This window comes from Caulobacter sp. DWP3-1-3b2 (assembly GCF_049896325.1).
In the GTDB taxonomy this organism is placed as follows: Bacteria; Pseudomonadota; Alphaproteobacteria; order Caulobacterales; family Caulobacteraceae; genus Caulobacter.
Map to the genome: position 1 here is coordinate 1 of NZ_JAFCUB010000034.1, position 23,561 is coordinate 23,561.

A 23,561-nucleotide genomic window follows, 5' to 3' on the forward strand; every position below is an offset into this window, starting at 1 on the left:
TTGGCGGCCGCGGCGGTGGTGAAGGTCGACGTCGCGCTCATGCCCAGACCGGCCAGCGAGATGGTCTTGGCCGACACGGTGAAGCCCGAACCGTCCGAGTTGGCCAGGAAGGTCAGCTTGGTGGTCGAACCATCAGCGATGCTCACGCCATTGAACTTGGCGTTGGTCACGGCCTTGGTGATCTGGTCGCGCAACGAGTTGAAGTCGGCGGCCAGGGCGTTGAACGACGAGGTGTTCAGCGAGGTGTCGGAAGCGGCGAGGGCCTTTTCCTTCATCTTGCCCAGCAGGTCGGTGACGGTGTCGCCAGCGGCCAGGGCCACGTCGATCGTCGATTGACCGCGTTGCAGCGAGTCCTTGACGGAGTTCAGCGAGCTGGCCGTGCTCGACTGGGTCTTGGCCGTCGCCCAGATCGCGCCATTGTCCTTGGCGCTACCGATCTTCTTGCCGGTATTGATACGTTGTTGCGTAACCTGCAGTTCCGAGTTCGTGGTGTTCAGGTTTTGCAGGGCGATCATCGCGCCCGAGTTCGTGTTGATGCTGTTCAAAGCCATTTCGGCAAGTTCCCATTCAAGGTGTCTGACGTCATTTTGACAGTCAGGAGCGTTTTGCTCGGGGCCCACTCTCCACGGTCATGCTTTCGATATTGTAAAAATGTCGCAGCTAGTTTTGGGATGTAGCTAACGCCGCGTTAGGCATTAACACTTGCCGATCGATTCTATTCTTTCGAGCAGCCTTGGCGAACTCTCGGTCAAGAGATAACTATAAATCTCTACACTTTACACGAGAGACTCAAAATCGATCCCTGGTGGCGCATCGCCACGAGTGGACTAAATCCTGTAGCGGCCAGGCTGTCGTTGTTGAAATTTAGACTCTGGGGCACGAAAAAGGGGGCGGGTCCGAAGACCCGCCCCCAAAGGTATGATGAACGCAAAAGGCCGTCGATTAACGGAACAGGCTCAGGATCGACGAGGACGACTGGTTGGCGATAGACAGCGCCTGCACGCCCAGTTGCTGCTTGGTTTGCAGCGACTGCAGCTTGGCGCTTTCCTTGGCCAGGTCGGCGTCCACCAAGTTGCCGACGCCGGCGTCCAGGCTGTCTTGCAGCTTGCCGACAAAGGTCAGATGGGTGTCGAGGCCGGTGGAGCTGGTGCCCAAGGAGGCCAGCTTGTTGGCCGCGGTGCCCAGGGCGTTGGTGACCGTAGCGATCATGGTCTTGGCGGCCGCGGCGGTGGTGAAGGTCGACGTCGCGCTCATGCCCAGACCGGCCAGCGAGATGGTCTTGGCCGACACGGTGAAGCCCGAACCGTCCGAGTTGGCCAGGAAGGTCAGCTTTGTGGTCGAACCATCGGCGATGCTCACGCCATTGAACTTGGCGTTGGTGACAGCCTTGGTGATCTGGTCGCGCAGCGAGGTGAAGTCGGCGGCCAGGGCGTTGAATGAGGCGGTGTTCAGCGAGGTGTCGGACGCGGCGAGGGCCTTTTCCTTCATCTTGCCCAACAGGTCGGTGACGGTGTCGCCGGCGGCCAGGGCCACGTCGATCGTCGATTGACCGCGTTGCAGCGAGTCCTTGACGGCGTTCAATGAGGAGGCGGACGAGGATTGGACCTTGGCGGTCGCCCAGATCGCGCCGTTGTCCTTGGCGCTACCGACCTTCTTGCCGGTGTTGATGCGTTGTTGCGTAACCTGCAGTTCCGAGTTCGTGGTGTTCAGGTTTTGCAGGGCGATCATCGCGCCCGAGTTCGTGTTGATGCTATTGAGACCCATGGTCGTCGTCCTATTCAAGGCATCCGACGTCATTTTGACTGCCGGGAGCGTTTTGCTCGCCACCAGAATGGTCGATGTCGGTTTACGAGCTATGAAGAGGAATTGTTGGAACCGGCAAGATCTGTCGTCGCGGGTATTTGTGTCGGGTCAATATATATAAAACCTAAGGTACACGTGTCGATCTGTCGCGTTGTCGAAAGATTTGATACAAAACTGGGGTATTTTCTCGACCTTATCTTTCGGCCGCCGCCTCGGGTTGTTTTTCGCTGCGGCCAAACGTCCAGACGTTCCGCTCAGGCGCTCAGGCGCTCAGGCGCTCAGGCGCTCAGGCGATGCGGCGTCTGGTCGCGGTCGTCGTGGTCGAAAAGGTCGAAGGCGTCTTCCCACGCGGCTTGGCGAGTGACGCGGAGGGCTGCGTCGTCGATGATCCGGACGATCTGGTCCTCGCGGTCGTTCCAGACAAGGCCGACGTCGGCGGCGCGCTCGGCGTCGCGGCCCAGCAGCAGAATGATGTCGGCCCGCAACACCCGCTCGGGGCTCAGCCTCAGTAGGGTGCGGCCGCCGCCGAGATCGCGATGGATGTCAGCGAAGTCGAGCACGGCCGAGATCATCGCGGCGCTGACCGGGGCGGTGTGCCAGTCCTGGCAGGCGAGACGGTTCATGATCGAGGCTCCGAGACGGCGCGAGTTGCTGGACTCTGCTTTTAAGGATGCGTTGCGACAAAAACGGTCGTATTGGTTTCGCCATGCGGCACGACAAGGCGACCAAACTGCTGGACCTCGCCCGGATGCTGGCTGGCTCGTCCGAGGGCATGACCCTGGACGAGATGGCCCGCGCGATGGAGGTGGGGCGACGCACCGCCGAACGGATGCGCGACGCGGTCTGGGCCGCCTTTCCGCAGATGGAAGCCATCGACGATCCGCCCACCAAGCGTTTCCGCATCCCATCTGGTCTGGACAGCCTGTTTCAGACACCGACCGCCGAGGAACTGGCCGCACTGCGCACCGCCGCCGACAGCTACGCTGCGGGGGGAGCGGCCGGGCGGGCCGCGTCGTTGCAGGCTCTGGAGCGCAAGCTGATGTCTGCCTTGCGCGGCTCGGCCCGCCGCCGGGTGGCTCCGGATCTCGAAGCCCTGATCCAGGCCGAGACCATCGCCATCCATCCGGGCCCCCGTCCGTTCGAGGACGCCCAGGTCCTGGGGGCCATCCGCACGGCCGTCAAGGCGCTGCAGGCCCTGTCCTTCCGCTACGAGGGCGGCAGCGCGCCGGGCCGGACCCGCAAGGTCACGCCGCTGGGCATCCTTTTCGGTCACAGCAACTATCTGGTGGCGGTGGAGGGCAAGGACCCCCGTCCGCGCACCTTCCGGCTGGACCGCATGGAGGCCGTGGGCGTGCTCGACGAGCCGGCGCCCCCGCCGGCCGACTTCTCGCTGCCGGTCTTCGCCGCCGAGAGCTTCGGGATCTATCACGGCGACATCGAGGACGTGGTCCTGCGCATCGGCCCCAGCCGCGCCGACGACGCCGTGCGCTGGCGCTTCCACCCTAGCCAGGTGGTGTCGCGCGAGCCGGACGGATCCGTGAGCGTGGCCTTCCGGGCAAGCGGCATGCGGGAGCTCGCCTGGCACCTTTTCACCTGGGGCGACGCGGTGGAGATCGTCTCGCCGGCGGGGTTGAAGGCCTTGATGGTCGAAGAGTTGAAGGCGGCGCTGATGGCGCACGATCTTCCTTCTCCCCCTGCGGGAAAAGGTGGCGGCCTAAGGCCGACGGAGGGGTCGAAAACCGACTCCGCTGCAGACTGAGGCGCCGATCGCGGTTTCGGGGTCGGTACGACCCCTCATTCAACGGCTGAGCCGCCACCCTCTCCCGCAAGGGGAGAAGGATTTTGTGACGCCACCAGCCGCAGCAGCGCGAGCTCCATTGCCCTCGGCGACGAGGCCTTTCGCTTCGGCAGTTGGCTGGTCTGGAAAGCTTCCAGCACCTTGGGGTGGATATAGGCCGCGCGGCACACCGCCGGGGTATTGCCCAGCAGGCCGGCGACGGCCTTGACGCAGGTGTTGAGCGTGCGCTTGGCCTCGGTCTGGGTCGCCGGCGCCGGGCTGGTGCCCAGGGCCTCCATCGCCGCCAGCGAGCCGTACCAGGTGCGGAAGTCCTTGGCCGAGAATTCGTCGCCGCACGCGGACCGGATGTAGTCGTTGACGTCGCTGCTCTCGATCGCCCGGCGTTGACCGTCGTCATCCAAATACTGGAACAACCGTTGGCCGCGCAGCTCCTGGCAGGCGGCGACGATCCGGGCCAGACGGCGGTCGCGAAAGCCGGTCTTGTGCTTCTTGCCGCTCTTGCCGACAAATTCAAAGACTGCCCCGCCGCCGTTCAGCTTCAGGTGCCGCTTGCGCATGGTGGTCAGGCCAAAGCTGTTGTTCTGCTTGGCGTAGACGTCGTTGCCGACCCGAATGAGGGTCAGTTCCAGCAGGCTGACCACGGCGGCCAGCACCTTCTCGCGCGGCAGGCCGCGACGCGCCAGATCGCGCTCGACCCGTTTGCGCAGCTTGGGCAAGGAGCGGCCGAAGTCGGACATGCGGTCGTACTTGCGCGCGTCGCGGTCGGCCCGCCATTCGGTGTGGTAGCGGTACTGCTTGCGGTTCTTCTGGTCGCGGCCGATTGCCTGGATGTGACCGTTGGCGTCGGGACAGATCCAGACGCTGGTCCAGGCCGGCGGGATGGCCAGGGCCTTGATGCGGTCGAGGGTCGCCTCGTCCGTCACCGTCTTGCCGTCCTCATCGACATAGGAAAAGCCCTTGCCGTCGGCGACGCGGCGCAGGCCCTGCTCCTGGTCGTTGACATAGGCCAGCAGGGTGCGTTCGGCGGGGGTCGTCTCCGCAATGTCGCGGGCCATGGTCACTCGCTCCTTGAAGGATGCAGTTCGGATTGGGATTTCAACGCCTGGCCGCCGTCCTCCTGGGTGACCAGATAGGCCGGCGCGGCGCGGCTGCCATTGCGGACGATCTTTTCGCCTTGGATGGTGCGCTGGACCCGGCGCTCGAAGCGTTCGGCGACCTGGCCGTGAGCCTTGTGCGCGCCCCAGGTCCAGGTGACCTTGTCGCCCTTCGAAAAATGCGACGCCATGGCGTGCTCCCATATCGTGCGGTCTTGTTTATTCGCCAACGTGATAGACGGATCGTCGGTTCCGGGAGCGACGCGCCAGATATGAACTACCGACACGCCTTCCACGCCGGCAATTTCGCTGACCTGCAGAAGCACGCGATCCTGCTGGCGCTGCTGGCGGCCCTGACCGCCAAGGACGGTCCGCTGTCGGTGATCGACACCCATGCCGGGGCCGGGGCCTACGACCTGGGCGGCGAGATGGCCCTGCGGTCGGGCGAGGCGGCGGCGGGGATTGGTCGGCTGTTGGCGATGAAGAACGTCCCGGCGGTGTTGGCGCCTCTGGTCGCGGCGGTGAAGGCGCTGAACGGCGGCGGCGACGGTTCGCTCTATCCTGGCTCGCCGCTGCTCATCGCCGGCGGCCTGCGCAGGACCGACCGCTACACCGCCTGCGAGCTGCGGCCCGACGAGTTCGACAGCTTGCGCCGCACCGTGAAGCCCTACGCCTTCGCCGAGGCGATCAAGGGTGACGGCTATGCCACCGCCGCGGCCTTGGCGGGGAAGGGCGGCCGGACCTTCGTGCTGATCGACCCGCCGTTCGAGCGCAGCGACGACTACGCCCAGATCGTCGCCACGACCAAGGCGGTGCTGGCCAAGGACCGGCACGCGGTGATCGCCGCCTGGATGCCGCTCAAGGACCTGGAAACCTTCGACGCCTTCATGCGCGCCATGGAAACCGTCACCAACGACGCGCTAGCTGCCGAACTGCGCCTTCGCCCACTGACGGACCCGATGAAGATGAACGGTTGCGCGATGGTCATGGTCGGCGCGCCGAAGTCCACGGAAGCGGCGATCACCGAGGCCACGACCTGGTTGGCCGGGAATCTCGGCGACGTCGGCGCCAAGGCGAGGATCTGGCGCGCGTGACGCCATCGGCCCGCCCCAGTTTCCGCCCCACCTTCCGTGAAGCGTTCTGGGTTTGGCTAAAGGTTGGGTGTCTCGGCTTTGGCGGCCCCGCCGGCCAGATCGCCCTGCTGCACAAGGAGGTGGTCGAGCAGCGCGGCTGGATCGACGAGGCGCGTTTCGCCCACGCCCTCAGCTTCTGCATGCTGCTGCCCGGACCCGAGGCGCAGCAATTGGCGACCTGGCTCGGCTGGCGGCTGCATGGCGTGCGCGGCGGGATCGCGGCGGGGCTGCTGTTCGTGCTGCCGGGCCTGCTGGTGATGCTCGGGCTGTCGGCCCTGTACGTCTCCCATGGCCGCGAAGCCTGGGCCGGACCGGCTCTGCTGGGATTGAAGGCGGCCGTGGTGGCCTTGGTGCTGCAGGCCGTGATCCGCATGGGCGGCCGGGCGATCAAGGGCGCGGCGGGATGGTGGGCGGCCGGCCTGGCCTTCCTGGCCCTGACCGCGACAGCCCTGCCGTTCCCGCTGATCATCCTGGCCGCCGGCGTGGCCGGTTGGACCCTGGGCGGCGGCCCGGTCGTCGAGGCTGAGCCCAACGCGGTGGACGCGCAGCCCACCTGGCGCACGGCCGTGATCTGCCTTGCCGTCTGGCTCGCGCCGGTGGCGCTGGCGCTGGCTGTCGCGCCGGGATCGCCCCTGGCCCGGATCGGCGGGGTGTTCAGCACGCTGGCGGTGGTCAGTTTCGGCGGAGCCTATGCGGCGCTGGCCTATGTCGGCCAGGCGGCGGGGTCCTATGGCTGGCTGACCCCAACCCAGATGCTCGACGGCCTGGGCCTGGCCGAGACCACGCCGGGGCCGCTGGTGCTGGTCTTCGTGTTCGTCGGCTTCGTCGGCGGCTACCAAACCGCGCCGGAAGGATGGGCCTGGCTCGCCGCCTTGGCCGGGGGTTTGATGGCCGCCTGGACCACATTCGCCCCATCGTTCCTATGGATCTTCGCCGGCGGTCCGTTCGTCGAGCGGCTGAGGACCAAGCCCAGGCCAGCACGGGCCCTGGCCCTGGTCTCGGCCGCCGCTGTCGGCGTGATCGCGAACCTGGCGGTGTGGTTTGCCATCCACCTGCTGTTCAGGGTCGGCGGGGTGAAGACCTGGGGACCGCTGCGCACTGAACTTCCGGACCTGGCCAGCCTCAATCTCGGGGCGCTCGGCTTGACAGGCCTGGCCTGCGGGCTGGTGCTGGCGTCGCGCATGCCGGTGTTGGCGGTGGTCGCCGTGATGGTGGCCGCTGGATTGGCGCTGGGCGCTGCGGGCTTGACCTAGGGTCAAGATTTTCGCGCTTGCGATATTGGAAACCGTGTTATGCTGCGCTGCAACAAAACGGTTGTTGGAGCCCGCGCCATGACCCTCTCACTCCTGCCCGAACCCGCCAAGCTCGACCCTGAAAAAGGCTCCTATCTGTTGGCCGGCGCCGTCTCGCCCCTGTGGCTGATGTTCGGTAGCGCCGCCATGGCGGGCGCAACCTGGTGGTGGTGGTCGGCGCGCTGGCGCGAGGCGGTCAATGTCGAGGCGTTGATGGCGCCCTCGCTCAAGGCGCCGGGGTCCGAACCTTTCATTGCCCCAGTCATCGAGGCGCCCGCGCTTGACCTCGCCCCGGTCGAGATGGCGGAGCCCGTCGAACCCGCGCCCGTGATCGAGGCCGTCGCTGAAGCGATCGAGGAGACGCTCGATACCGCCGAAGTCGCTACGACCGAAGCTGTGGAAACCGCAAAGGCTATAGCCAAACCCGTGGTCGAAGCCGCCGTCGAGACCGTAGAGGCGACCGCCGACGATCTGACGCTGCTGGTCGGCATCGGCCCCAAGCTGGCGGTGGCGCTGGCCGAGCTGGGCGTGACCCGCTTCGCCGAGATCGCCGCCTGGAGCGCCAAGGACTTGGCCAAGTTCGATACCCAGCTGAACTTGAAGGGCCGCGCCGAGCGCGACGCCTGGGTAGCTCGGGCCAAGCGGCTGGCCGCTCTTTAATACCGCTCATCCCGGCATCCGCCGGGGTGAGCGGTTGGTTTGGCCTGTCGTTGCCGCGCTAGCTAAAGCACGACAGCCGTCCCGGATACCGAAACCATCATCATCGAGCCGTTCGGTCCGACGGTGTTGTAGTCGAGATCGACAGCCAGTATGGCGTTTGCGCCCAGTTTTTCGGCCTCTTTGACGAGGGCCTTCATGGCGTCTTCGCGGGCCCTGGCCAACACGCGCTCATAGGATTTCGAGTGGCCGCCGATAAAGTCGCGGATTGCCGCCATCAGATCCAGCACCACGTTGGCGCCGAGGATCGACTGGGCGTAGATCGCGCCCTTGTAATCCTGGACCGGCCGGCCCTCGATAAAGGGGGTGGTCGAGATCAGCATCGGTAAGTCCCCCTCAGCCGCCATCGGCGCGTCGCCGTTAACTTAAGCATAAACCCGCTGATCCGCGAGGGGCTCCCTTCCGGCGCGAAGTATTTGCGTCGGGGTTTCGCCTGACGCGGGAAACTGCGCTTTGACCACTTCCTGCGCGCCCGTGGTTAAGGCAGATTGACCGCTTCCGCTGCTGGGGGCCGCCGGGTGATCTTCGCCAAATCGCATTTGGATCTTCACAATATCCGCAACAACGTCGAGCGGGTGAAGAAGCTGTCCGACAACGTGGTCGGGATTGGGCCGCTGGGCATCGGCCTGGACGGCCTGCTGACCTGGATCCCGGGGGCGGGCGAGCTCTACAGCTTGGGAGCCGGGGGGCTGATCGTCATCGACGCCGTGCGAGCGCGCGCCGCGCCGATGATCGTGGTGCAGATCGTCGCCATCATCCTGATCGACACCGTCGCCGGCGCGGTGCCGGTGGCCGGCAAGATCGCCGACATGCTGTTCACCGGCCACAAGTGGTCGGCCGACATGCTGACCAAGCACATGGACGACACGATCTATTTCGAGGGCACGCGCAAGGATGTCCAGGGCACGGCCGAATATCGTGACCTTCTGGAGCGAATTCGGGCCGGCAAGGAAAAACGCCGTGTCGTGTTTCTGGGCTAGTTTGGCGTTCAGACAACCAAGTTCGTAGAGGCGCGTTGAACTGACATGACCGAGCGCACCGCCGAAACCCTTGAGGGCTACGTCGTCGACGAAGGCCCTTCCTCCCACCGCCATAAGGCCCATCAGGCCTGGCGGCACGCCGAGACCATCAAGCGCCTGTCCGATCGCTTGATCGGCATTGGCCCCTTCGGCATTGGCCTGGACGGCGTTCTGGCCTGGGTGCCCGGCGTGGGTCTGGCCTACGGCCTGGGTGCGGGCGGGGTGCTGCTCTACCACGCCATGCAAGCCAGAGCCTCTGCCGCCACGATGGCCCGGATGGCCGCCTATCTGGCCGCCGACAACCTGTCCGACACCGTGCCGATGCTGGGCTGGGCGGTCGATACCCTGTTCCCCGGCCACCTGATGGCCGCCAAGGCTCTGCAGAAGGACATCGAGTCCAAGCACGGTCTGCCCGATGACATCGACATCAAGACCCGCAAGAAGCGGAAGGTCAAGGTGGGCAAGCGGTAGGGCTTCAGTCGCCAGTCGGCAGGTCGGAACCTTGACCGTCAAATCCGGAAAGGCCAGGGGCGCGACCTCGCCGTTGCGATTGAGCTCGTTGATCTCGCCGTATCCATTGGCCGCGGGATCGCGATGGACGAAAATCCGGCGGCCATAAGCATCGACCACCAATAGTCGGTCACGCCATGCCGAGCGTCGAGTTCGGCCTTGACCCTGAGGTCATGCAGGATCGAGCTGTCAGCCACTTCGATCAGACGCAGGACGTCGCCGCCTCGCACCTCGTTCACCCTTCCCCCTGCGTATACCCCAACTGCTTGTTCAGCTTTTCCAGCAGCTCGATGACCGCCTCGGCGATCACCGTGCCCGGCGGGAAGATCGCCGCCGCGCCGGCTTGCCGCAAGGCGTCGAAGTCCTGGGGCGGGATCACGCCGCCGACCACCATCATGATGTCGCCGCGTCCCTGCTTGGCCAGTTCGGCCTTCAGTTCAGGCGCCAGGGTCAGGTGTCCGGCCGCCAGGGACGAGGCCCCGACGATGTGGACGTCGTGGGCCACGGCCTGCTGCGCGGCCTCGGCCGGGGTCTGGAACAGCGGGCCGATGTCGACGTCGAAGCCGAGGTCGGAGAAGGCGCTGGCGATCACCTTCTGGCCCCGATCGTGGCCATCCTGGCCCATCTTGGCGACCAGGATGCGAGGCGGGGCCCCGTGGGCCTCCTGGAAGGCCGCGACCATGGCGCGGGCCCGGGCGGCCTTGGGATCGGCGCCGGCCTCCTTGCCATAGACGCCCTCGATCGACTGGATGGTGGCCCGATGACGGCCGAAGACGTTCTCCATGGCCAGGCTGATCTCGCCGACCGTGGCGTGGGCGCGGGCCGCATCGACGGCCAGGGCCAGCAGGTTCTCGGCGCCCCGCGCGCCGTCTTCCAGGGCCTTCAGCGCGGCGGCCGTCCTGGCAGGATCACGCGCGGCCTTCAGGCGGGCCAGTTTTTCCAGCTGCTGGGCGCGGACCGACGAGTTGTCGACCTTCAGCATCGGGATGACGTCTTCCACCTCCGGCTTGTAGCGGTTGACGCCCACCACGCTCTGGCGATTGGCGTCGATGCGGGCCTGGGTCTTGGCGGCCGCTTCCTCGATGCGCAGCTTGGGGATGCCCTGCTCGATTGCGCGAGCCATGCCGCCGGCCGCCTCGACCTCCTCGATATGGGCGAGGGCGCGGACGGCCAGGTCGTGGGTCAGGCGCTCGACATAGTAGGACCCGCCCCACGGGTCGGCGACACGGGTCGTACCGCTTTCCATCTGCAGGAACAGCTGGGTGTTGCGGGCGATGCGGGCCGAAAAGTCGGTGGGCAGGGCCAGGGCCTCGTCCAGGGCGTTGGTGTGCAGGCTCTGGGTCTGGCCGTTGACCGCCGCCATGGCCTCGACGCAGGTGCGCGGCACGTTGTTGAACACGTCCTGCGCCGCCAGCGACCAGCCAGAGGTCTGGCTGTGGGTGCGCAGGGACAGTGAGCGCTCGTCCTTCGGCGCGAACTCGCGCTTCATCAGCCCGGCCCAAAGCAGCCGGGCCGCGCGCATTTTCGCGACCTCCATGAAGTAGTTCATGCCGATCGCCCAGAAGAACGACAGGCGCGGGGCAAAGGTGTCGATGCTCATGCCGGCCGCGACCCCCGCGCGGGCGTATTCGACGCCGTCGGCCAGGGTATAGGCCAGCTCCAGGTCGGCCGAGGCCCCGGCCTCCTGCATGTGATAGCCGCTGATCGAGATCGAGTTGAACTTCGGCATGTGCGTCGAGGTGTAGGCGAAGATGTCCGAGATGATCCGCATCGAGGGGGCGGGCGGATAGATGTAGGTGTTGCGGACCATGAACTCCTTGAGGATGTCGTTCTGGATGGTCCCCGACAGCTTGTCGGCGCTGACGCCCTGCTCCTCGGCGGCGACGATGTAGAGCGCCAGTATCGGCAACACCGCGCCGTTCATGGTCATCGACACGCTCATCTTGTCGAGCGGGATGCCGCTGAAGAGCGTGCGCATGTCGAGGATGGAGTCGATGGCCACGCCGGCCATGCCGACATCGCCCTTCACCCGCTCATGGTCGCTGTCATAGCCGCGGTGGGTGGCCAAGTCGAAGGCCACGGACAGACCCATCTGACCCGCCGCCAGGTTGCGCCGGTAAAAGGCGTTGCTGTCCTCGGCAGTCGAGAAGCCGGCATACTGCCGCACCGTCCACGGATTGGTGACATACATGGTCGGGTAGGGGCCGCGCAGATAGGGCGCGACGCCGGGATAGCCGCCGGTGAAGTCCAGGCCCTCGACATCGGCCTGCGTGAACGACGCTGCGACACCGACGCCTTCGGGCGTGTTCCAGACGGGGCCATCAGCGGGCGCGTCGGCGGTGGCGCCGGTCTCGAAGGCGATGTCGGCGAAATTCGGGAACTTGCTCATGCGACAGCGCCCTCGAAGGCGGCGGCGAAACGAATCGGGGTCATGGGCCGGCACTTGGAGTCCGGTCCCGGCACGCGGGTGCTGGGCCCTTCCAGCGCGAAGTCGGAAAGATCAGGCGTAGCCACCTCGGCAGGCTTGTCGGCGGCGTTGGGGAAGGCGGTGACGCCCAGGATCTTGCGGCTCTTGTCGGCGAACTGGGCAGCCTGGGCCTCGCAGGTGTCGGCGACGATATCGGCGATCAGGCCGCTTTCCAGGGCTTTTACGATGCCGCCGTCAGCCTCGATGGCCTGGAAACCGCCCCACGCGGCGCGGGCCAGCAGGTCGGTGAGGTTGTCGAGATACCACGCCCCGCCGGCCGGATCTGCGACGCGGCCCAGGTGGCTTTCTTCCATCAGCACCAGCTGGGTATTGCGCGCCTGGCGCCGGCCAAAGGCGGTGGGCAGGCCGAGGGCGTCGGTGAAGGCGCCCAGCACGACGGCGTCGGCTCCGCCGGCGGCGCCGGCGAAGGCCGCCGAGGTCAGGCGCAGCAGGTTGGTCCAGGCGTCGGCCTTCGTCAGCATGCGGTTGGAGGAGCGGGCCTCGATCACGGCCGGAACGCAAACGCCGCACGCGTCGGTGATCCTCGCCCACAGGGCCCGAGCGGCGCGAACCTTGGCGACGCCGGTGAAATATTCTGCGTCGAGGCTGACGCCCAAGACGATACGCGAGAAGGCCTCCTCCATCGACAGGCCGGCACGGACCAAGGCCTTGGCGTAGGTCACGGCGCTGGCGGTCATCATCGCCAGCTCCTCGGTATTGGACCCGCCGGCCTCGTGCGCCGCGCGGCCGGTGGCCAGGAACAGCCTGGCCTTGGCGTAGGTCTCCGACAGCCGCGCGCCGACCGTCGCCGCAGCGATCAGGTGGCCCTCGATCGGGCCGGGAGAGACGCCCGCCTCGGCGAAGGCAGTCAGCGGATCCATGTGGAAGGCCAGGGGCGCGTTGGGGGCCGACTTGGCCAGCGTCCCCAGCCAGTCGGCGGCCTTGGGACCCAGGAACCCGGCGTCCAGGGCGACGGGCGCCAGGTCCAGCATCACGCCGTTCAGCGCCAGGGCCAGGTCCTGCACGGCGCCGACGGCGACACCGCTCTGTCCCGTCGGATCGATGGCCAGCAGAACCGAAGCCGCGCCGTTCTCCAGGTCCTTCATGATCTCGGATGCGGTCTGGCGGGGATCAGGATGGGCGGCGCGCATCCGCAGGTCCCACGGACGATCGGCGTCGCGGGCGCGCAGGTCGCGCACCACGACCGCGCCGTCCTTGGCCGTATAGAGGGGCCGAATCGCAATGCCATCGGAAGTCTGGGTGATCAGGGCGTCGTCGAAGCTCTGGCCCTTCAGGGTCTTCTCGACCAGGGCCAGCCACTTAGTTTCGTCCGGGGGGCCGAAATCCTCGGCCAGCGGCGTGATCGCCTCAGTCACGTCGTTTCTCTCCTGCAGTGCAGCATTTTCTTGTTTTGACCAGCAGATGCCTCTCTGCCCTAGGGTAGGTCAAGCGCTTGCACATGCCACGAACGAGCGTTTAAGCTAACGCTGATTACATGAGCGGCCCGGAGTGGTCGCCCCCGGAAGACCCAAGAGGAGACGACGTCCATGGCCTTGCCGCCGATCCTGCGCGACCGCCTGCGCCTGCCTGTCATTGCGTCTCCGCTGTTCATCATCAGCAACCCGGACCTGGTCATCGCCCAGTGCAAGGCGGGGATCGTCGGATCGTTCCCGGCCCTCAATGCCCGACCGATCTCGCAGCTGGACGAGTGGTTGGCGCGGATCACGGAAGAATTGGCCGCCTATGACCGCGCCCATCCCGAAGCGCCCTCGGCGCCGTTCGCGGTCAATCAGATCGTCCACAAGAGCAATAACCGGCTCGAGGAAGACATCGAGATGTGCGTCAAGCACAAGGCGCCCGTGGTCATCACCTCGCTTGGCGCGCGCGAGGACCTCAATGCGGCCATCCACTCCTACGGCGGCATCACCCTGCATGACGTGATCAACGACCGCCACGCCCACAAGGCCATCGAGAAGGGCGCCGACGGCCTGATCCCGGTGGCGGCCGGGGCGGGCGGCCATGCCGGCACCCTGTCGCCCTTCGCCCTCGTGCAGGAAATCCGCGCCTGGTTCGACGGGCCGGTGGCGCTGTCGGGCGCGATCGCGTGCGGCCGATCGATCCTGGCCGCCCAGGCCATGGGCGCGGACCTGGCCTATATCGGCTCGGCGTTCATCGCCACCGCCGAGGCGAATGCCCCGCAGGGCTACAAGGACACCATCGTCGAGGCCTCGGCCAACGACATCGTCTATTCCAACCTCTTCACCGGGGTGCACGGCAATTACCTGCGCCAGTCGATCGTCCGGGCCGGTCTCGATCCGGAAAACCTGCCGGTCAGCGATCCTTCGGCCATGAACTTTGGCTCGGGTGGCAACCAGGACGCCAAGGCCTGGCGCGATATCTGGGGTTCGGGCCAGGGCGTCGGGGCGATCGACGCGGTGCTGACCGCCGGCGAGCTGGTGGCCAAGTTCGCGGAGCAATACGAGGATGCGAAGGCGGAGCTGGCGGCCAAGACGGCCTTCACATCGGGCGCCCGCCTGGCTTTCGCGGCCCAGTAGACGGGGACGAAGAGGGGGATCGACCCGCGTCGGTCCTCCGTCACTCGCGGCGGGGCGAGAATGGAGGCCTTGAAACCTCCAGGAGCCGCTCATGTCCGACGACGCCACCCCCCGCCTGTCGCTGCCCTATGTAGCCGCAGGCCAGGCCCAGAAACACATCACGGTCAACGAGGCCTTCGCCCGGCTGGACGGTCTCGTTCAGCTCGCGGTCGAGAGCCGCACGATCGTCGCCCAGCCCGTCGCGCCAGCCGACGGCGCGATCCATATCCTGCCCGCCGCCGCGACCGGGGCCTTCTGGGCCGGCAAGGCGGCGGGATTGCTCACCCGGTTCGAGGCTGGGGCCTGGGAGGCGCTGACCCCGGCGGCCGGTTGGCTGGCCTGGGTCAAGGACGAGGGCCATGCGGTAATCTCCGACGGCGCGACCTGGACGCCCCTGGCCGCGACCTTCAAGGCCGTGACAGCGGCCAAGTCGCCGTTCGGCGCCAATACGCGGTTCGAGATCGTCGAACAGGAAGTCACCCTGTCGGGCGCTTCGACCGCCACCACGGTGGTCATCCCCAACCGCGCGATCGTCCTGGGCGTCTCGACCCGCACCAGCGTCGCGGTGACGGGCGCGACTTCCTACAGCTGCGGCGTCAGCGGTGACACGGCGAAGTTCGGCTCGGGCCTGGGCGTCGCAAAGAACACCAACAATGTCGGGGTGGTGGGGCCGACGGCCTACTACGCCGACACTGCGGTGGTGATCACGGCGGCCGGCGGCAGCTTCACCGGCGGCAAGGTGCGGGTGGCGATCCACGTCATGCGCTTCGATGGGGCGGGGGTGGTTCCCTAGAGGCGGCAAACTCACAACCCCCCACCGCCGTCATCCCGGACAACCCCGGCGAAAGCCGGGGGCAGATCCGGGACCGCCGGAAGCGCCTGCCTTCACGCGTCGGTTCCGGATCTTCGCGCAGCGCGCTCGTCCGGGATGACAACGGAGGGGCCCCCTCGATGGCCGACAGGTCTAACGGGAACGGCTTGGCCAGCGTCAGACTGGCGACCGGCTTGCGAAGTCCCTGGGCATCGGGCGCGACCTTTCGACCGGCAGACGCGCATTGACCGCCGCGTCTCGCGCCGCTACCAACCGCTCACCTTTGGGGAGTAGCCGCCCGCACCGATCAGCGGGGCCCGTCGTCAACATACTTGGTCTTCCTTCTTCAAGAGGGGTGAGATCATGGCGCGGGTGGAGGAAGCCGACAGGCTTCCGCGGCGAGACCAATGGCGTCGGTTTCCGTTCCGGGCTGGGCGGGGTCTCCGACGCTATTGGCATGCGCTCGGCCCTGACGGTACCTGATCCATGGAATCCCTGTTTGTGTCGGCCCTCGTGGTGGCCATCGCCGAGATCGGCGACAAGACCCAGCTCTTGGCCATCATCCTGGCCACGCGCTTCAAAAAGCCCGTGCCGATCATCCTGGGCATACTGGTCGCCACCCTGGCCAACCACGCCCTGGCGGCGCTGGCCGGCTCGCTGGCCTCGGACTTCTTCGGCGGAACCTGGTTCAAGTGGGCGATCGCCGTCTCGTTCATCGCCATGGCCGCCTGGGCCCTGATCCCCGACAAGGTCGATGACGACATGCCCGGCGGCAAGGGTCGCTACGGCGTGTTCCTGACCACAACCATCGCCTTCTTCCTGGTCGAGATGGGCGACAAGACCCAGATCGCCACCATCGCTCTGGGCGCGCGCTTCCACAACGTGCTGCTGGTCGCGGCCGGCACCACCCTGGGCATGATGGTCGCCAACGTGCCGGCGGTCTATTTCGGCGAGGCGGTGACCAAGGTCGTGCCGCTCAAATATGTCCGCATGGGCGCGGCGCTGGTTTTCCTGGGCCTGGGGATCTGGGCGGCGATCGAGGCGATGCGTTGACGTCTCCTTCGCCCGCAAGGGGGAGAAGGATCGCGAGGCGCCCTTGATGTGAACCTTCCCCAGCGCGAAAAGGGACCTCTGACCAAGGGGCCATGAATGACCGAACGCGGCTGGGAGTTCTGGATTGATCGCGGCGGCACCTTCACCGACATCGTCGCGCGGCGTCCCGACGGGACCCTGGTCACCCACAAGCTGCTGTCCGAGAACCCCGAGCAGTATGACGACGCCGCCGTGGCGGGCGTGCGGGCCTTGCTGGGCGCCGAGACCGCCGTCGACGCGGTCAAGATGGGCACCACCGTGGCCACCAACGCCCTGCTTGAGCGCCAGGGCGAGCCGACGGTGCTGGCGATCACCAAGGGCCATGCCGACGCCCTGCGGATCGGCTACCAGGCGCGGCCCAAGCTGTTCGACCGCAAGATCGTCAAACCCGAGGCGCTCTACACCCGGGTGGTCGAGATCGACGAACGGATGACCGTCGAGGGCGCCGTTCTGCGACCGCTGGACGAGGCCTCCGCGCGCGACGGTCTGCGGGCCGCCTTCGACGCCGGCTTTCGCGCGGTGGCCATCGTGCTGCTGCATGGCTTTCGCTTTACCGACCACGAGGCGCGTGTCGCCGCCATCGCGCGCGATATCGGCTTCAGCCAGGTGTCGGTCAGCCACGAGGTCAGCCCGCTGATGAAGCTGGTGGGGCGGGGCGACACCACGGTGGTCGATGCCTACCTATCGCCGGTCCTGCGCCGCTATGTCGACAAGGTCGCCAGTGCCCTCAAGGCGAAAGAGGGGGGCCGCGAGACCCGGCTGCTGTTCATGCAGAGCAATGGCGGCCTGACCGACGCCCACGCCTTCCGGGGCAAGGACGCCATCCTGTCGGGGCCGGCCGGCGGCGTGGTGGGCATGGCCAAGACCGCCGCCCAAGCCGGTTTCGACCGCGTCATCGGCTTCGACATGGGCGGCACCTCGACCGACGTCTGCCACTTCGCGGGCGAATATGAGCGGGCCTACGAGACCGTGGTGGCGGGCGTGCGGATGCGCGCGCCGATGATGAACATCCACACCGTGGCGGCCGGCGGCGGCTCGATCTGCGTCTTTGACGGGGCGCGGTTCCGGGTGGGACCGGCCTCGGCCGGCGCCAATCCCGGTCCCGCCTGCTACCGGCGCGGCGGGCCGCTGACGGTGACCGATTGCAATGTCATGCTGGGCAAGCTGTCGCCCGAGTTCTTCCCGGCGGTGTTTGGGCCGCACGCCGATCAGCGGCTGGACCGCGACATCGTCATGGCGCGCTTGGAGGCCATGGCCGGCGAGATCCTGACCGCGACCGGCCGAGATATGAGCCCCGCCCAGATCGCCGAGGGCTTCGTGACCATCGCCGTGGAGAACATGGCCAAGGCCGTGCGGCAGATCTCGATCCAGCGCGGCTACGATGTCACCCGCTATGTGCTGGCCTGTTTCGGCGGGGCCGGCGGACAGCATGCCTGCCTGGTGGCCGACGCGCTTGGCATGTCCAAGGTGATGATCCACCCGTTCGCCGGCGTGCTCAGCGCCTACGGCATGGGCCTGGCCGAACTGCGGATCCTGCGGGAGGCGACCGTCGAGCAACCGCTGTCCGACGCCAGCGACTTGGTCGAGCGCGCTGCGGTTTTGGCCAGCGAAGCCGAGGTGGCCCTACGCGGGCAAGATGTGCCGTTGATCCGTGTCGAGACGATCTCCAGCCTGCTGGTCAAATATGCTGGGACCGATACGCCCCTTCGCGTACCGCTGGGCGATGCAGCGGCCGTGCGCACCGCGTTCGAGACCCTGCATCAGCGGCGCTTTGGCTTTATCTCGCCCAGTACAGCCTTGATGGTTGAGGCCTTGGCGGTCGAGGCCATCGGTCACGCCGACGCCGGGACCGCGCCCGATCTGGGCGCTGCCCCGGCCGGCGACGTCGAGGCCTTGGCCACGGTGCTCACCCGCATGGCCGGCTTGGAACACGCCACGCCGGTGTTCGACCGCGCCGCCTTGCCAATCGCCGCAACGATCGCCGGTCCGGCCATCATCCGCGAGGCCACCGGGACCACCGTGATCGAGCCCGGCTGGCAAGCCACGGTCGATGCGCACCTCAACCTGATCCTCGACCGCGTCGTCGCCCTGGCCAAGCGCCAGGCGGTGGGCACGGCGGCCGATCCGGTGATGCTGGAGGTGTTCAACAACCTGTTCATGGCCGTGGCCGAGGAGATGGGTTTCGCTCTGCAGAACACCGCCTATTCGGTCAATATCAAGGAGCGGCTGGACTTTTCCTGCGCCCTGTTCGACCGGGACGGCAACCTGATCGCCAACGCCCCGCACATGCCGGTGCATCTGGGCTCGATGGGCGACAGCGTTCGAGCCATCCGCGAGGCGCGCGACGGCGATGGCCGGGGCATGAAACCCGGCGACGTCTACATGCTCAACGCGCCCTACAACGGCGGCACTCACCTGCCGGACGTCACGGTGGTGATGCCGGTGTTCGACGCGGCCGGGGTTCTGATCTTCTACGTCGCAGCCCGGGGCCACCAGGGCGACATCGGCGGCATCACGCCGGGCTCGATGCCGCCCAACAGCCGGACGGTCGAGGAGGAGGGGGTGCTGATCGAGAACGTCCTGCTGGTCGAGGGCGGACGGTTCCTGGAGGCCGAGGTGCGGACCTTGCTGGCCTCGGGCCGTTGGCCGGCCCGCAATCCCGACCAGAACATCGGCGACCTCAAGGCCCAGGTCGCGGCCTGCGCGCGCGGGGCCGAGAGCCTGACCGGGTTGGTCGCCGAGTTCGGCCAGGATGTGATCGAGGCCTATATGGCTCACGTGCAGGACAATGCCGAGGAGGCCGTGCGGCGAGTATTGGCGACCCTGTCGGACGGCGCCTTCGCCTACGAGCTGGACGACGGCAGCGTGGTGCAGGTGGCCATCACCGTCGATCGCGCGGCCCGCGCGGCGCGGGTCGATTTTGCCGGCACCAGCGATCAGGTCCCAACCAATTTCAACGCCCCGGCCTCGATCTGCCGGGCGGCGGCGCTGTACGTGTTCCGGACCCTGGTCGATGACGAGATCCCGATGAACGACGGTTGCCTGCGGCCGGTCGAGCTGGTCATTCCGGAAGGCTCCATGCTCAAGCCGCGCTATCCGGCGGCGGTGGTGGCCGGCAATGTCGAGACTAGCCAGGTGGTGGTCGACGCCCTCTATGGCGCGTTGGGTGTGATGGCCGCCGCCCAGGGCACGATGAACAATTTCACCTTCGGCGACGACCGGCGGCAGTACTACGAGACTATCTGCGGGGGGGCTGGGGCCGGTCCGGACTTCGACGGCGCCGACGCGGTCCAGACCCACATGACCAACAGCCGCCTCACCGATCCCGAGGTGCTGGAGAGTCGCTATCCGGTGCTGGTCGAGGCTTTCTCGATCCGGCGGGGGTCAGGCGGCGTCGGTGCGCATCATGGCGGCGACGGCGTGGTGCGCAGGATCGGTTTCCGTGAGCCGATGACCGCCACCCTGCTATCCAACCGACGCCGCGTGGCGCCGTTCGGTCTGGCTGGCGGCGGGGCGGGGCAGTTGGGCGCGGCGCGGGTCGAGCGGGCGAACGGAAGCGTGCTGGCCCTCGGGGCCACCGATGCGGCCGAGATGCTGGCCGGCGATGTGATCGTCATCGAGACGCCGGGTGGCGGCGGGTACGGCGAACCGGCGCCGACTGGTGGCGCCGCACCATCGTCTGACGTCCGGGGGCAGACATAAGGTTTCGCGGTCGCTAGGCTCGAATCTGAAGCGGGGGAATGGATTCTGCATGGCGAAGCGGCCGGCCACGATCATCCATGTCGCCGAGAAGGCGCGCGTGTCGGTCAAGACGGTGTCGCGAGTGCTCAACAATGAGCCCAACGTCACGCCGGACCTGAAGGAACGCGTGCTCGCGGCCGTCGAGAAGCTGGGCTACAGCCCCAGCAAGGCCGCCCGCACCATGGCCGGTTCGCGTTCCTACCTGCTGGTCGCCTTCAACGACCGCCGCCTGACCCTGGACAACTGGCGCAGCGAACGCGGTAACGAGTGGATCGACCAGATGCTTTATGGCGCCATGCTGCGCTGCGAGCAGTCGGGCTATCACCTGATGTTCGAGCTGGTCGATCGGGAGTCCGACCAGTTGGAGAAACAGATCACTGCGGTCCTGTCGTCGCTGCAGCCCGACGGCGTGATCCTGACGCCGCCCAACTGCGAGAACCCGGTGGTGCTGGCGGCTCTAAAAAAGCGAAGTATCCCGTTCGTGCGGCTCAACACCCCCGTCAAGGGGCAGGGGCCGCGGGTCTATATGGACGACCGGGCCGCCGCGCGGCAGGCGACCAAGCATTTGCTGGGCTTGGGTCACAGGCGGATCGGCATGATCGCCGGGGACTACAAGTTCTCGTCCTCCATCCTGCGGGTCGAGACCTTCGTGGCGACCATGGAGGCGGCTGGCCAGGCTGTTCCCGACGACTGGATCTACAAGGGCGACTTCACGTTCGAGGCCGGGGTCGCCGGCGCCAACGCCTTGCTGGACTTGGCTTTGCCGCCGACCGCAATCATGGCCTCCAACGACCAGATGGCGCTGGGCGTGGTCAGCGTGGCCCAGGCGCGTGGCCTGGCGGTGCCGGGCGACCTGTCGATCCTCAGCTATGACGATTCGATCGGGGTGCGGCTGAGCGTTCCGTCGCTGACGGCGGTGCGCCAGCCGGTGGCCCGGATGGCCGAGAAGGCCGCCGACATGCTGATTATGGCCAGCGCCTCGGGCGAGAAGCTGACGGCGGGCAGTCAGATGCTGCCTTTCGAACTGATGGTCCGCGCCTCAACGGGGCCGGCGCCGAAAGCGTCCTAATATTGCGAGAAAGGGGGCGGAGCGGCCACCGCCGCTCCGCCCTTTCGCTCTATTTTCCGTCGTACGACACCGGCAGCGACTTGGCCGCCACCGTCACGTTCGCCTTGGCCGAAAGCGCCCGGGACGAGGAGCCCAGCGACACTTCATACGATCCGCCCGCGATCTCCCAGGTCTTGCCCTTGGAGTCGAAGGTGGCCAGCAGGCGTGGATCGACCGTGACGCTGACCTTGGTGCTGGCGCCAGGGGCCAGGGCGACCTTCTTGAAACCGCCGAGGCGGCGCTGCGACTCCCAGCCTCCGGCCATGGGACCGACATAGACCTGTGGCACGTCCTTACCAGCGACCTTGCCGGTGTTCTTGACGGTGAAGCTGACGGTCAGCTTGTCGCCGGTCACCGAGGTCTTCAAGCCGCTGTAGCCGAAGGTCGAGTAGGACAGGCCGTGGCCGAAGGCGAACAGCGGCTGGTGGCCCTTCTGGTCGAACCACTTGTAGCCCACCGCCGCGCCCTCGACATAGGATACGTCGCAGAAGTCCTCCGGCTTGGCCGGGTCGCAGTCGATCGTCTGGCGAGGCAATTGGGCGGCGCTTTGCGGGAAGGTGATCGGCAGGCGTCCCGACGGATTGACCTCGCCGGTCAGCACCCGGGCTATGGCCTCGCCGCCATTGGTGCCCGGATACCAGGCCTCGACCACGGCGCCGACCTTGTCGAGCCAAGGCATCAGCACCGGACCGCCGGTTTCCAGCACCACGATGGTCTTGCGATTGGCCGCACCGACGGCGGCGATCAGGCCGTCCTGATCGTCGGCCAGGGTCAGGGAATAGTCCTGCGACTCGGCCGCCCACTGGTGGGCGAAGACCACGACCAGGTCGCTTTGCGCGGCCAGCTTGGCGGCGGCGGCTGGATCGGTCCCGTCGCTATAGGTGAACCGGGCGCCGGGGTTTCTGGCCTGCAACGCCTTCAACGGCGAAGAGGGGTGATAGACGATCGGGCCGGGGAAGCCGGTGGGGCCCAGGCCCTTCACCGCCATGCCGCCGATCGGGAACACCTGGGACGAGCCGCCGCCCGACAGCACCCCGACGTCGGAATGCGAGCCGATCACGGCGATCGTCTTGGCGGTCTTGGCCCCCTTTCCAGAAAGGAGCGGGAGGAGGCCGTCGTTCTTCAGCAGAACGATGGCTTCCTCGGCGTCGGCCTGGGTGACCTTGGCGTGGGCGGCGAAGTCGATCGGTCCCGGGGTGACCGGATGGTCGAACAGGCCGTGGGCGAACATCGAGCGGGTGATGCGGCGGACCATGTCGTCCAGGCGCGCCTGTGGCACCGAGCCGTCGGCCACGGCGGCCTTCAGCGGCGCGCCAAAGAAGGGCTGTTTGTCGAAGGTGTAGGCCGACTCCTGGTCCAGGCCCGCATTGGCGGCCTTGGCGGTGGAGTGCACGCCGCCCCAGTCGGACATCACGAAGCCCGGATAAGCCCAGTCGGTCTTCAGCACCTCGTTGAGCAGGTAGTTGTTCTCGCAGGCATAGGCGCCATTGATGCGGTTGTAGGCGCACATCACCGAGCCTGGGTTCGACTGTTCGATCGCGAATTCGAAGGCCAGGAAGTCCGAAGCCCGGGCGGCGTCGTCCGCGACATTGGAGCTGACCGTCATCCGGCCGGTCTCCTGGGCGTTCAGGGCCCAGTGCTTGATGGTCGAGATGATGTTGTTGGACTGGATGCCGCGGATCTGCGCGCCGACGATCACGCCGGCCAGTAGCGGATCCTCGCCGCCATATTCGAAGTTGCGGCCGTTGCGCGGTTCGCGCGCCAGGTTGACGCCGCCGGCCAGTTGCACGTTGAAGCCCGACGACCGTGCCTCCGAACCGATCATCGCGCCGCCCTTGTAGGCGACCTCGGGATTCCAGGTGGCGGCGGTGGCCAGGCCGGAGGGCAGGGAGGTGCGCTCGCGGTAGGGATCGCTGGTCTCGCGCTGGGTGGCGACACCGACGCCGGCGTCGGTTTCCCACAGGGCGGGCACACCCAGGCGGGGAATGCCGGGAATATAGCCGGCCGAGCCCATGCGGGCTTCCGGCGAAGGCGTGAACTGCGGCTTCTTCTGGTTCGAGCCAAAGAACCCGAACACCAGGGTCAATTTCTCGTCCTGCGTCATTTGGGCAACGACCAGGTCGGCGCGTTGATCGGCGCTCAGCCCGGTGTTCATCCAAGGTTTCGCCGAGATCGCGGGGGCGGCCTGGGCGTGAGCAGCGGCGGCCGGCAACGCCGTAGAGAGCATCAGGGCCATGGCCAAGCCACGCATCTGCTGTCGTTTCATTCTTTTCCTTCCTTAGAAAGCTTGCCCTATTCAAGGCATTCGATCGCTGTTTGCTTATAGCACGGCTTCTACTTTTAGCTAAACATATCACTAAAAGCCGAGGTTTGAACTAAACA

The 23,561-nt window shown here is 66.8% G+C and carries 19 protein-coding genes and 1 pseudogene; 11 read left to right on the plus strand and 9 right to left on the minus strand.

The annotated features are described in order from the left end of the window. From ACP7AG_RS17305 to ACP7AG_RS17315, 3 genes are all read right to left on the minus strand, one after another. On the minus strand, positions 1–551 hold a 551-nt coding region (locus tag ACP7AG_RS17305), incomplete at its 3' end, for a flagellin (RefSeq protein WP_426032343.1). A gap of 391 nt (positions 552–942) precedes the next feature. Further along, positions 943–1,764, minus strand: a complete 822-nt coding sequence (locus tag ACP7AG_RS17310; RefSeq protein ID WP_426012109.1) for a flagellin — start codon at positions 1,762–1,764, stop codon at positions 943–945. Positions 1,765–2,081: 317 nt separating this feature from the next. Then, a complete protein-coding gene (locus tag ACP7AG_RS17315; protein WP_426032345.1) occupies positions 2,082–2,426 on the minus strand; it encodes a hypothetical protein in 345 nt (114 codons plus the stop codon). Positions 2,427–2,509: 83 nt separating this feature from the next. Here ACP7AG_RS17315 and ACP7AG_RS17320 point away from each other — a divergent pair. Then, positions 2,510–3,481: pseudogene (locus ACP7AG_RS17320) on the plus strand (helix-turn-helix transcriptional regulator); the annotation flags it as partial. A gap of 116 nt (positions 3,482–3,597) precedes the next feature. Here ACP7AG_RS17320 and ACP7AG_RS17325 read toward each other — a convergent pair. Both ACP7AG_RS17325 and ACP7AG_RS17330 read right to left on the minus strand, forming a co-directional pair. Further along, positions 3,598–4,656: a DNA topoisomerase IB gene (locus ACP7AG_RS17325; protein WP_426032347.1), complete on the minus strand. Its 1,059-nt coding sequence runs from the start codon at positions 4,654–4,656 to the stop codon at positions 3,598–3,600. A gap of 2 nt (positions 4,657–4,658) precedes the next feature. After that, positions 4,659–4,886, minus strand: coding sequence for a DUF2945 domain-containing protein (locus tag ACP7AG_RS17330; protein ID WP_426012920.1), 228 nt, complete (start codon positions 4,884–4,886; stop codon positions 4,659–4,661). An 81-nt stretch (positions 4,887–4,967) separates the two neighbouring features. Between ACP7AG_RS17330 and rlmJ the strand changes: the two genes are divergently transcribed. The 3 genes from rlmJ to ACP7AG_RS17345 all read left to right on the plus strand — a co-directional run bounded on the left by rlmJ (position 4,968) and on the right by ACP7AG_RS17345 (position 7,780). After that, positions 4,968–5,789 carry a 23S rRNA (adenine(2030)-N(6))-methyltransferase RlmJ gene (gene rlmJ, locus ACP7AG_RS17335; RefSeq protein ID WP_426032349.1) on the plus strand — a complete coding sequence of 274 codons (822 nt, stop codon included), beginning with the start codon at positions 4,968–4,970 and terminating at the stop codon, positions 5,787–5,789. Then, positions 5,786–7,081 (plus strand): chromate efflux transporter, encoded by a 1,296-nt coding sequence (gene chrA, locus ACP7AG_RS17340; RefSeq protein ID WP_426032351.1) that lies wholly within the window; start codon positions 5,786–5,788, stop codon positions 7,079–7,081. The genes rlmJ and chrA overlap by 4 nt, the downstream gene beginning before the upstream one ends. 78 nt (positions 7,082–7,159) lie before the next feature. Next, on the plus strand, positions 7,160–7,780 hold the full coding sequence (locus tag ACP7AG_RS17345) for a hypothetical protein (RefSeq protein WP_426032353.1): 621 nt from the start codon (positions 7,160–7,162) through the stop codon (positions 7,778–7,780). 62 nt (positions 7,781–7,842) lie between these two features. Here ACP7AG_RS17345 and ACP7AG_RS17350 read toward each other — a convergent pair whose 3' ends face one another. Then, entirely contained in the window at positions 7,843–8,160 is a 318-nt protein-coding gene (locus tag ACP7AG_RS17350) for a heavy metal-binding domain-containing protein (RefSeq protein WP_426012914.1), read from the minus strand. A 195-nt stretch (positions 8,161–8,355) separates the two neighbouring features. Here ACP7AG_RS17350 and ACP7AG_RS17355 point away from each other — a divergent pair, with 195 nt between their 5' ends. Both ACP7AG_RS17355 and ACP7AG_RS17360 read left to right on the plus strand, forming a co-directional pair. Continuing rightward, positions 8,356–8,817, plus strand: coding sequence for a DUF4112 domain-containing protein (locus ACP7AG_RS17355; protein ID WP_426013261.1), 462 nt, complete (start codon positions 8,356–8,358; stop codon positions 8,815–8,817). A 45-nt stretch (positions 8,818–8,862) separates the two neighbouring features. Next, the gene (locus ACP7AG_RS17360) at positions 8,863–9,327 is read left to right on the plus strand and encodes a DUF4112 domain-containing protein (protein ID WP_426032355.1); all 465 of its coding nucleotides are present in this window, start codon (positions 8,863–8,865) and stop codon (positions 9,325–9,327) included. 274 nt (positions 9,328–9,601) lie between these two features. On the opposite strand, the gene scpA is transcribed toward ACP7AG_RS17360, so the two are convergent. Continuing rightward, positions 9,602–11,755, minus strand: a complete 2,154-nt coding sequence (gene scpA / locus ACP7AG_RS17365) for a methylmalonyl-CoA mutase (protein ID WP_426032357.1) — start codon at positions 11,753–11,755, stop codon at positions 9,602–9,604. Then, a complete protein-coding gene (locus ACP7AG_RS17370; RefSeq protein WP_426032391.1) occupies positions 11,752–13,197 on the minus strand; it encodes a methylmalonyl-CoA mutase subunit beta in 1,446 nt (481 codons plus the stop codon). Before ACP7AG_RS17370 ends, scpA begins: the two co-directional genes overlap by 4 nt. A gap of 183 nt (positions 13,198–13,380) precedes the next feature. Between ACP7AG_RS17370 and ACP7AG_RS17375 the strand changes: the two genes are divergently transcribed. The 5 genes from ACP7AG_RS17375 (at position 13,381) to ACP7AG_RS17395 (ending at position 21,140) form a co-directional block, all read left to right on the plus strand. Then, positions 13,381–14,388 (plus strand): NAD(P)H-dependent flavin oxidoreductase, encoded by a 1,008-nt coding sequence (locus ACP7AG_RS17375; RefSeq protein WP_426012908.1) that lies wholly within the window; start codon positions 13,381–13,383, stop codon positions 14,386–14,388. Between the two features lie 91 nt (positions 14,389–14,479). Continuing rightward, the gene (locus ACP7AG_RS17380; RefSeq protein ID WP_426032359.1) at positions 14,480–15,220 is read left to right on the plus strand and encodes a DUF2793 domain-containing protein; all 741 of its coding nucleotides are present in this window, start codon (positions 14,480–14,482) and stop codon (positions 15,218–15,220) included. Between the two features lie 504 nt (positions 15,221–15,724). Next, positions 15,725–16,291 (plus strand): TMEM165/GDT1 family protein, encoded by a 567-nt coding sequence (locus ACP7AG_RS17385; protein ID WP_426012905.1) that lies wholly within the window; start codon positions 15,725–15,727, stop codon positions 16,289–16,291. A gap of 96 nt (positions 16,292–16,387) precedes the next feature. Further along, the gene (locus tag ACP7AG_RS17390) at positions 16,388–20,032 is read left to right on the plus strand and encodes a hydantoinase B/oxoprolinase family protein (protein ID WP_426032361.1); all 3,645 of its coding nucleotides are present in this window, start codon (positions 16,388–16,390) and stop codon (positions 20,030–20,032) included. Positions 20,033–20,081: 49 nt separating this feature from the next. Further along, positions 20,082–21,140, plus strand: coding sequence for a LacI family DNA-binding transcriptional regulator (locus tag ACP7AG_RS17395; protein WP_426012902.1), 1,059 nt, complete (start codon positions 20,082–20,084; stop codon positions 21,138–21,140). A 49-nt stretch (positions 21,141–21,189) separates the two neighbouring features. Here the strand turns inward: ACP7AG_RS17395 and ACP7AG_RS17400 are convergent, their stop codons facing one another. Further along, positions 21,190–23,445: a beta-glucosidase gene (locus tag ACP7AG_RS17400; protein WP_426032363.1), complete on the minus strand. Its 2,256-nt coding sequence runs from the start codon at positions 23,443–23,445 to the stop codon at positions 21,190–21,192. Between the last annotated feature and the right edge of the window lie 116 nt (positions 23,446–23,561).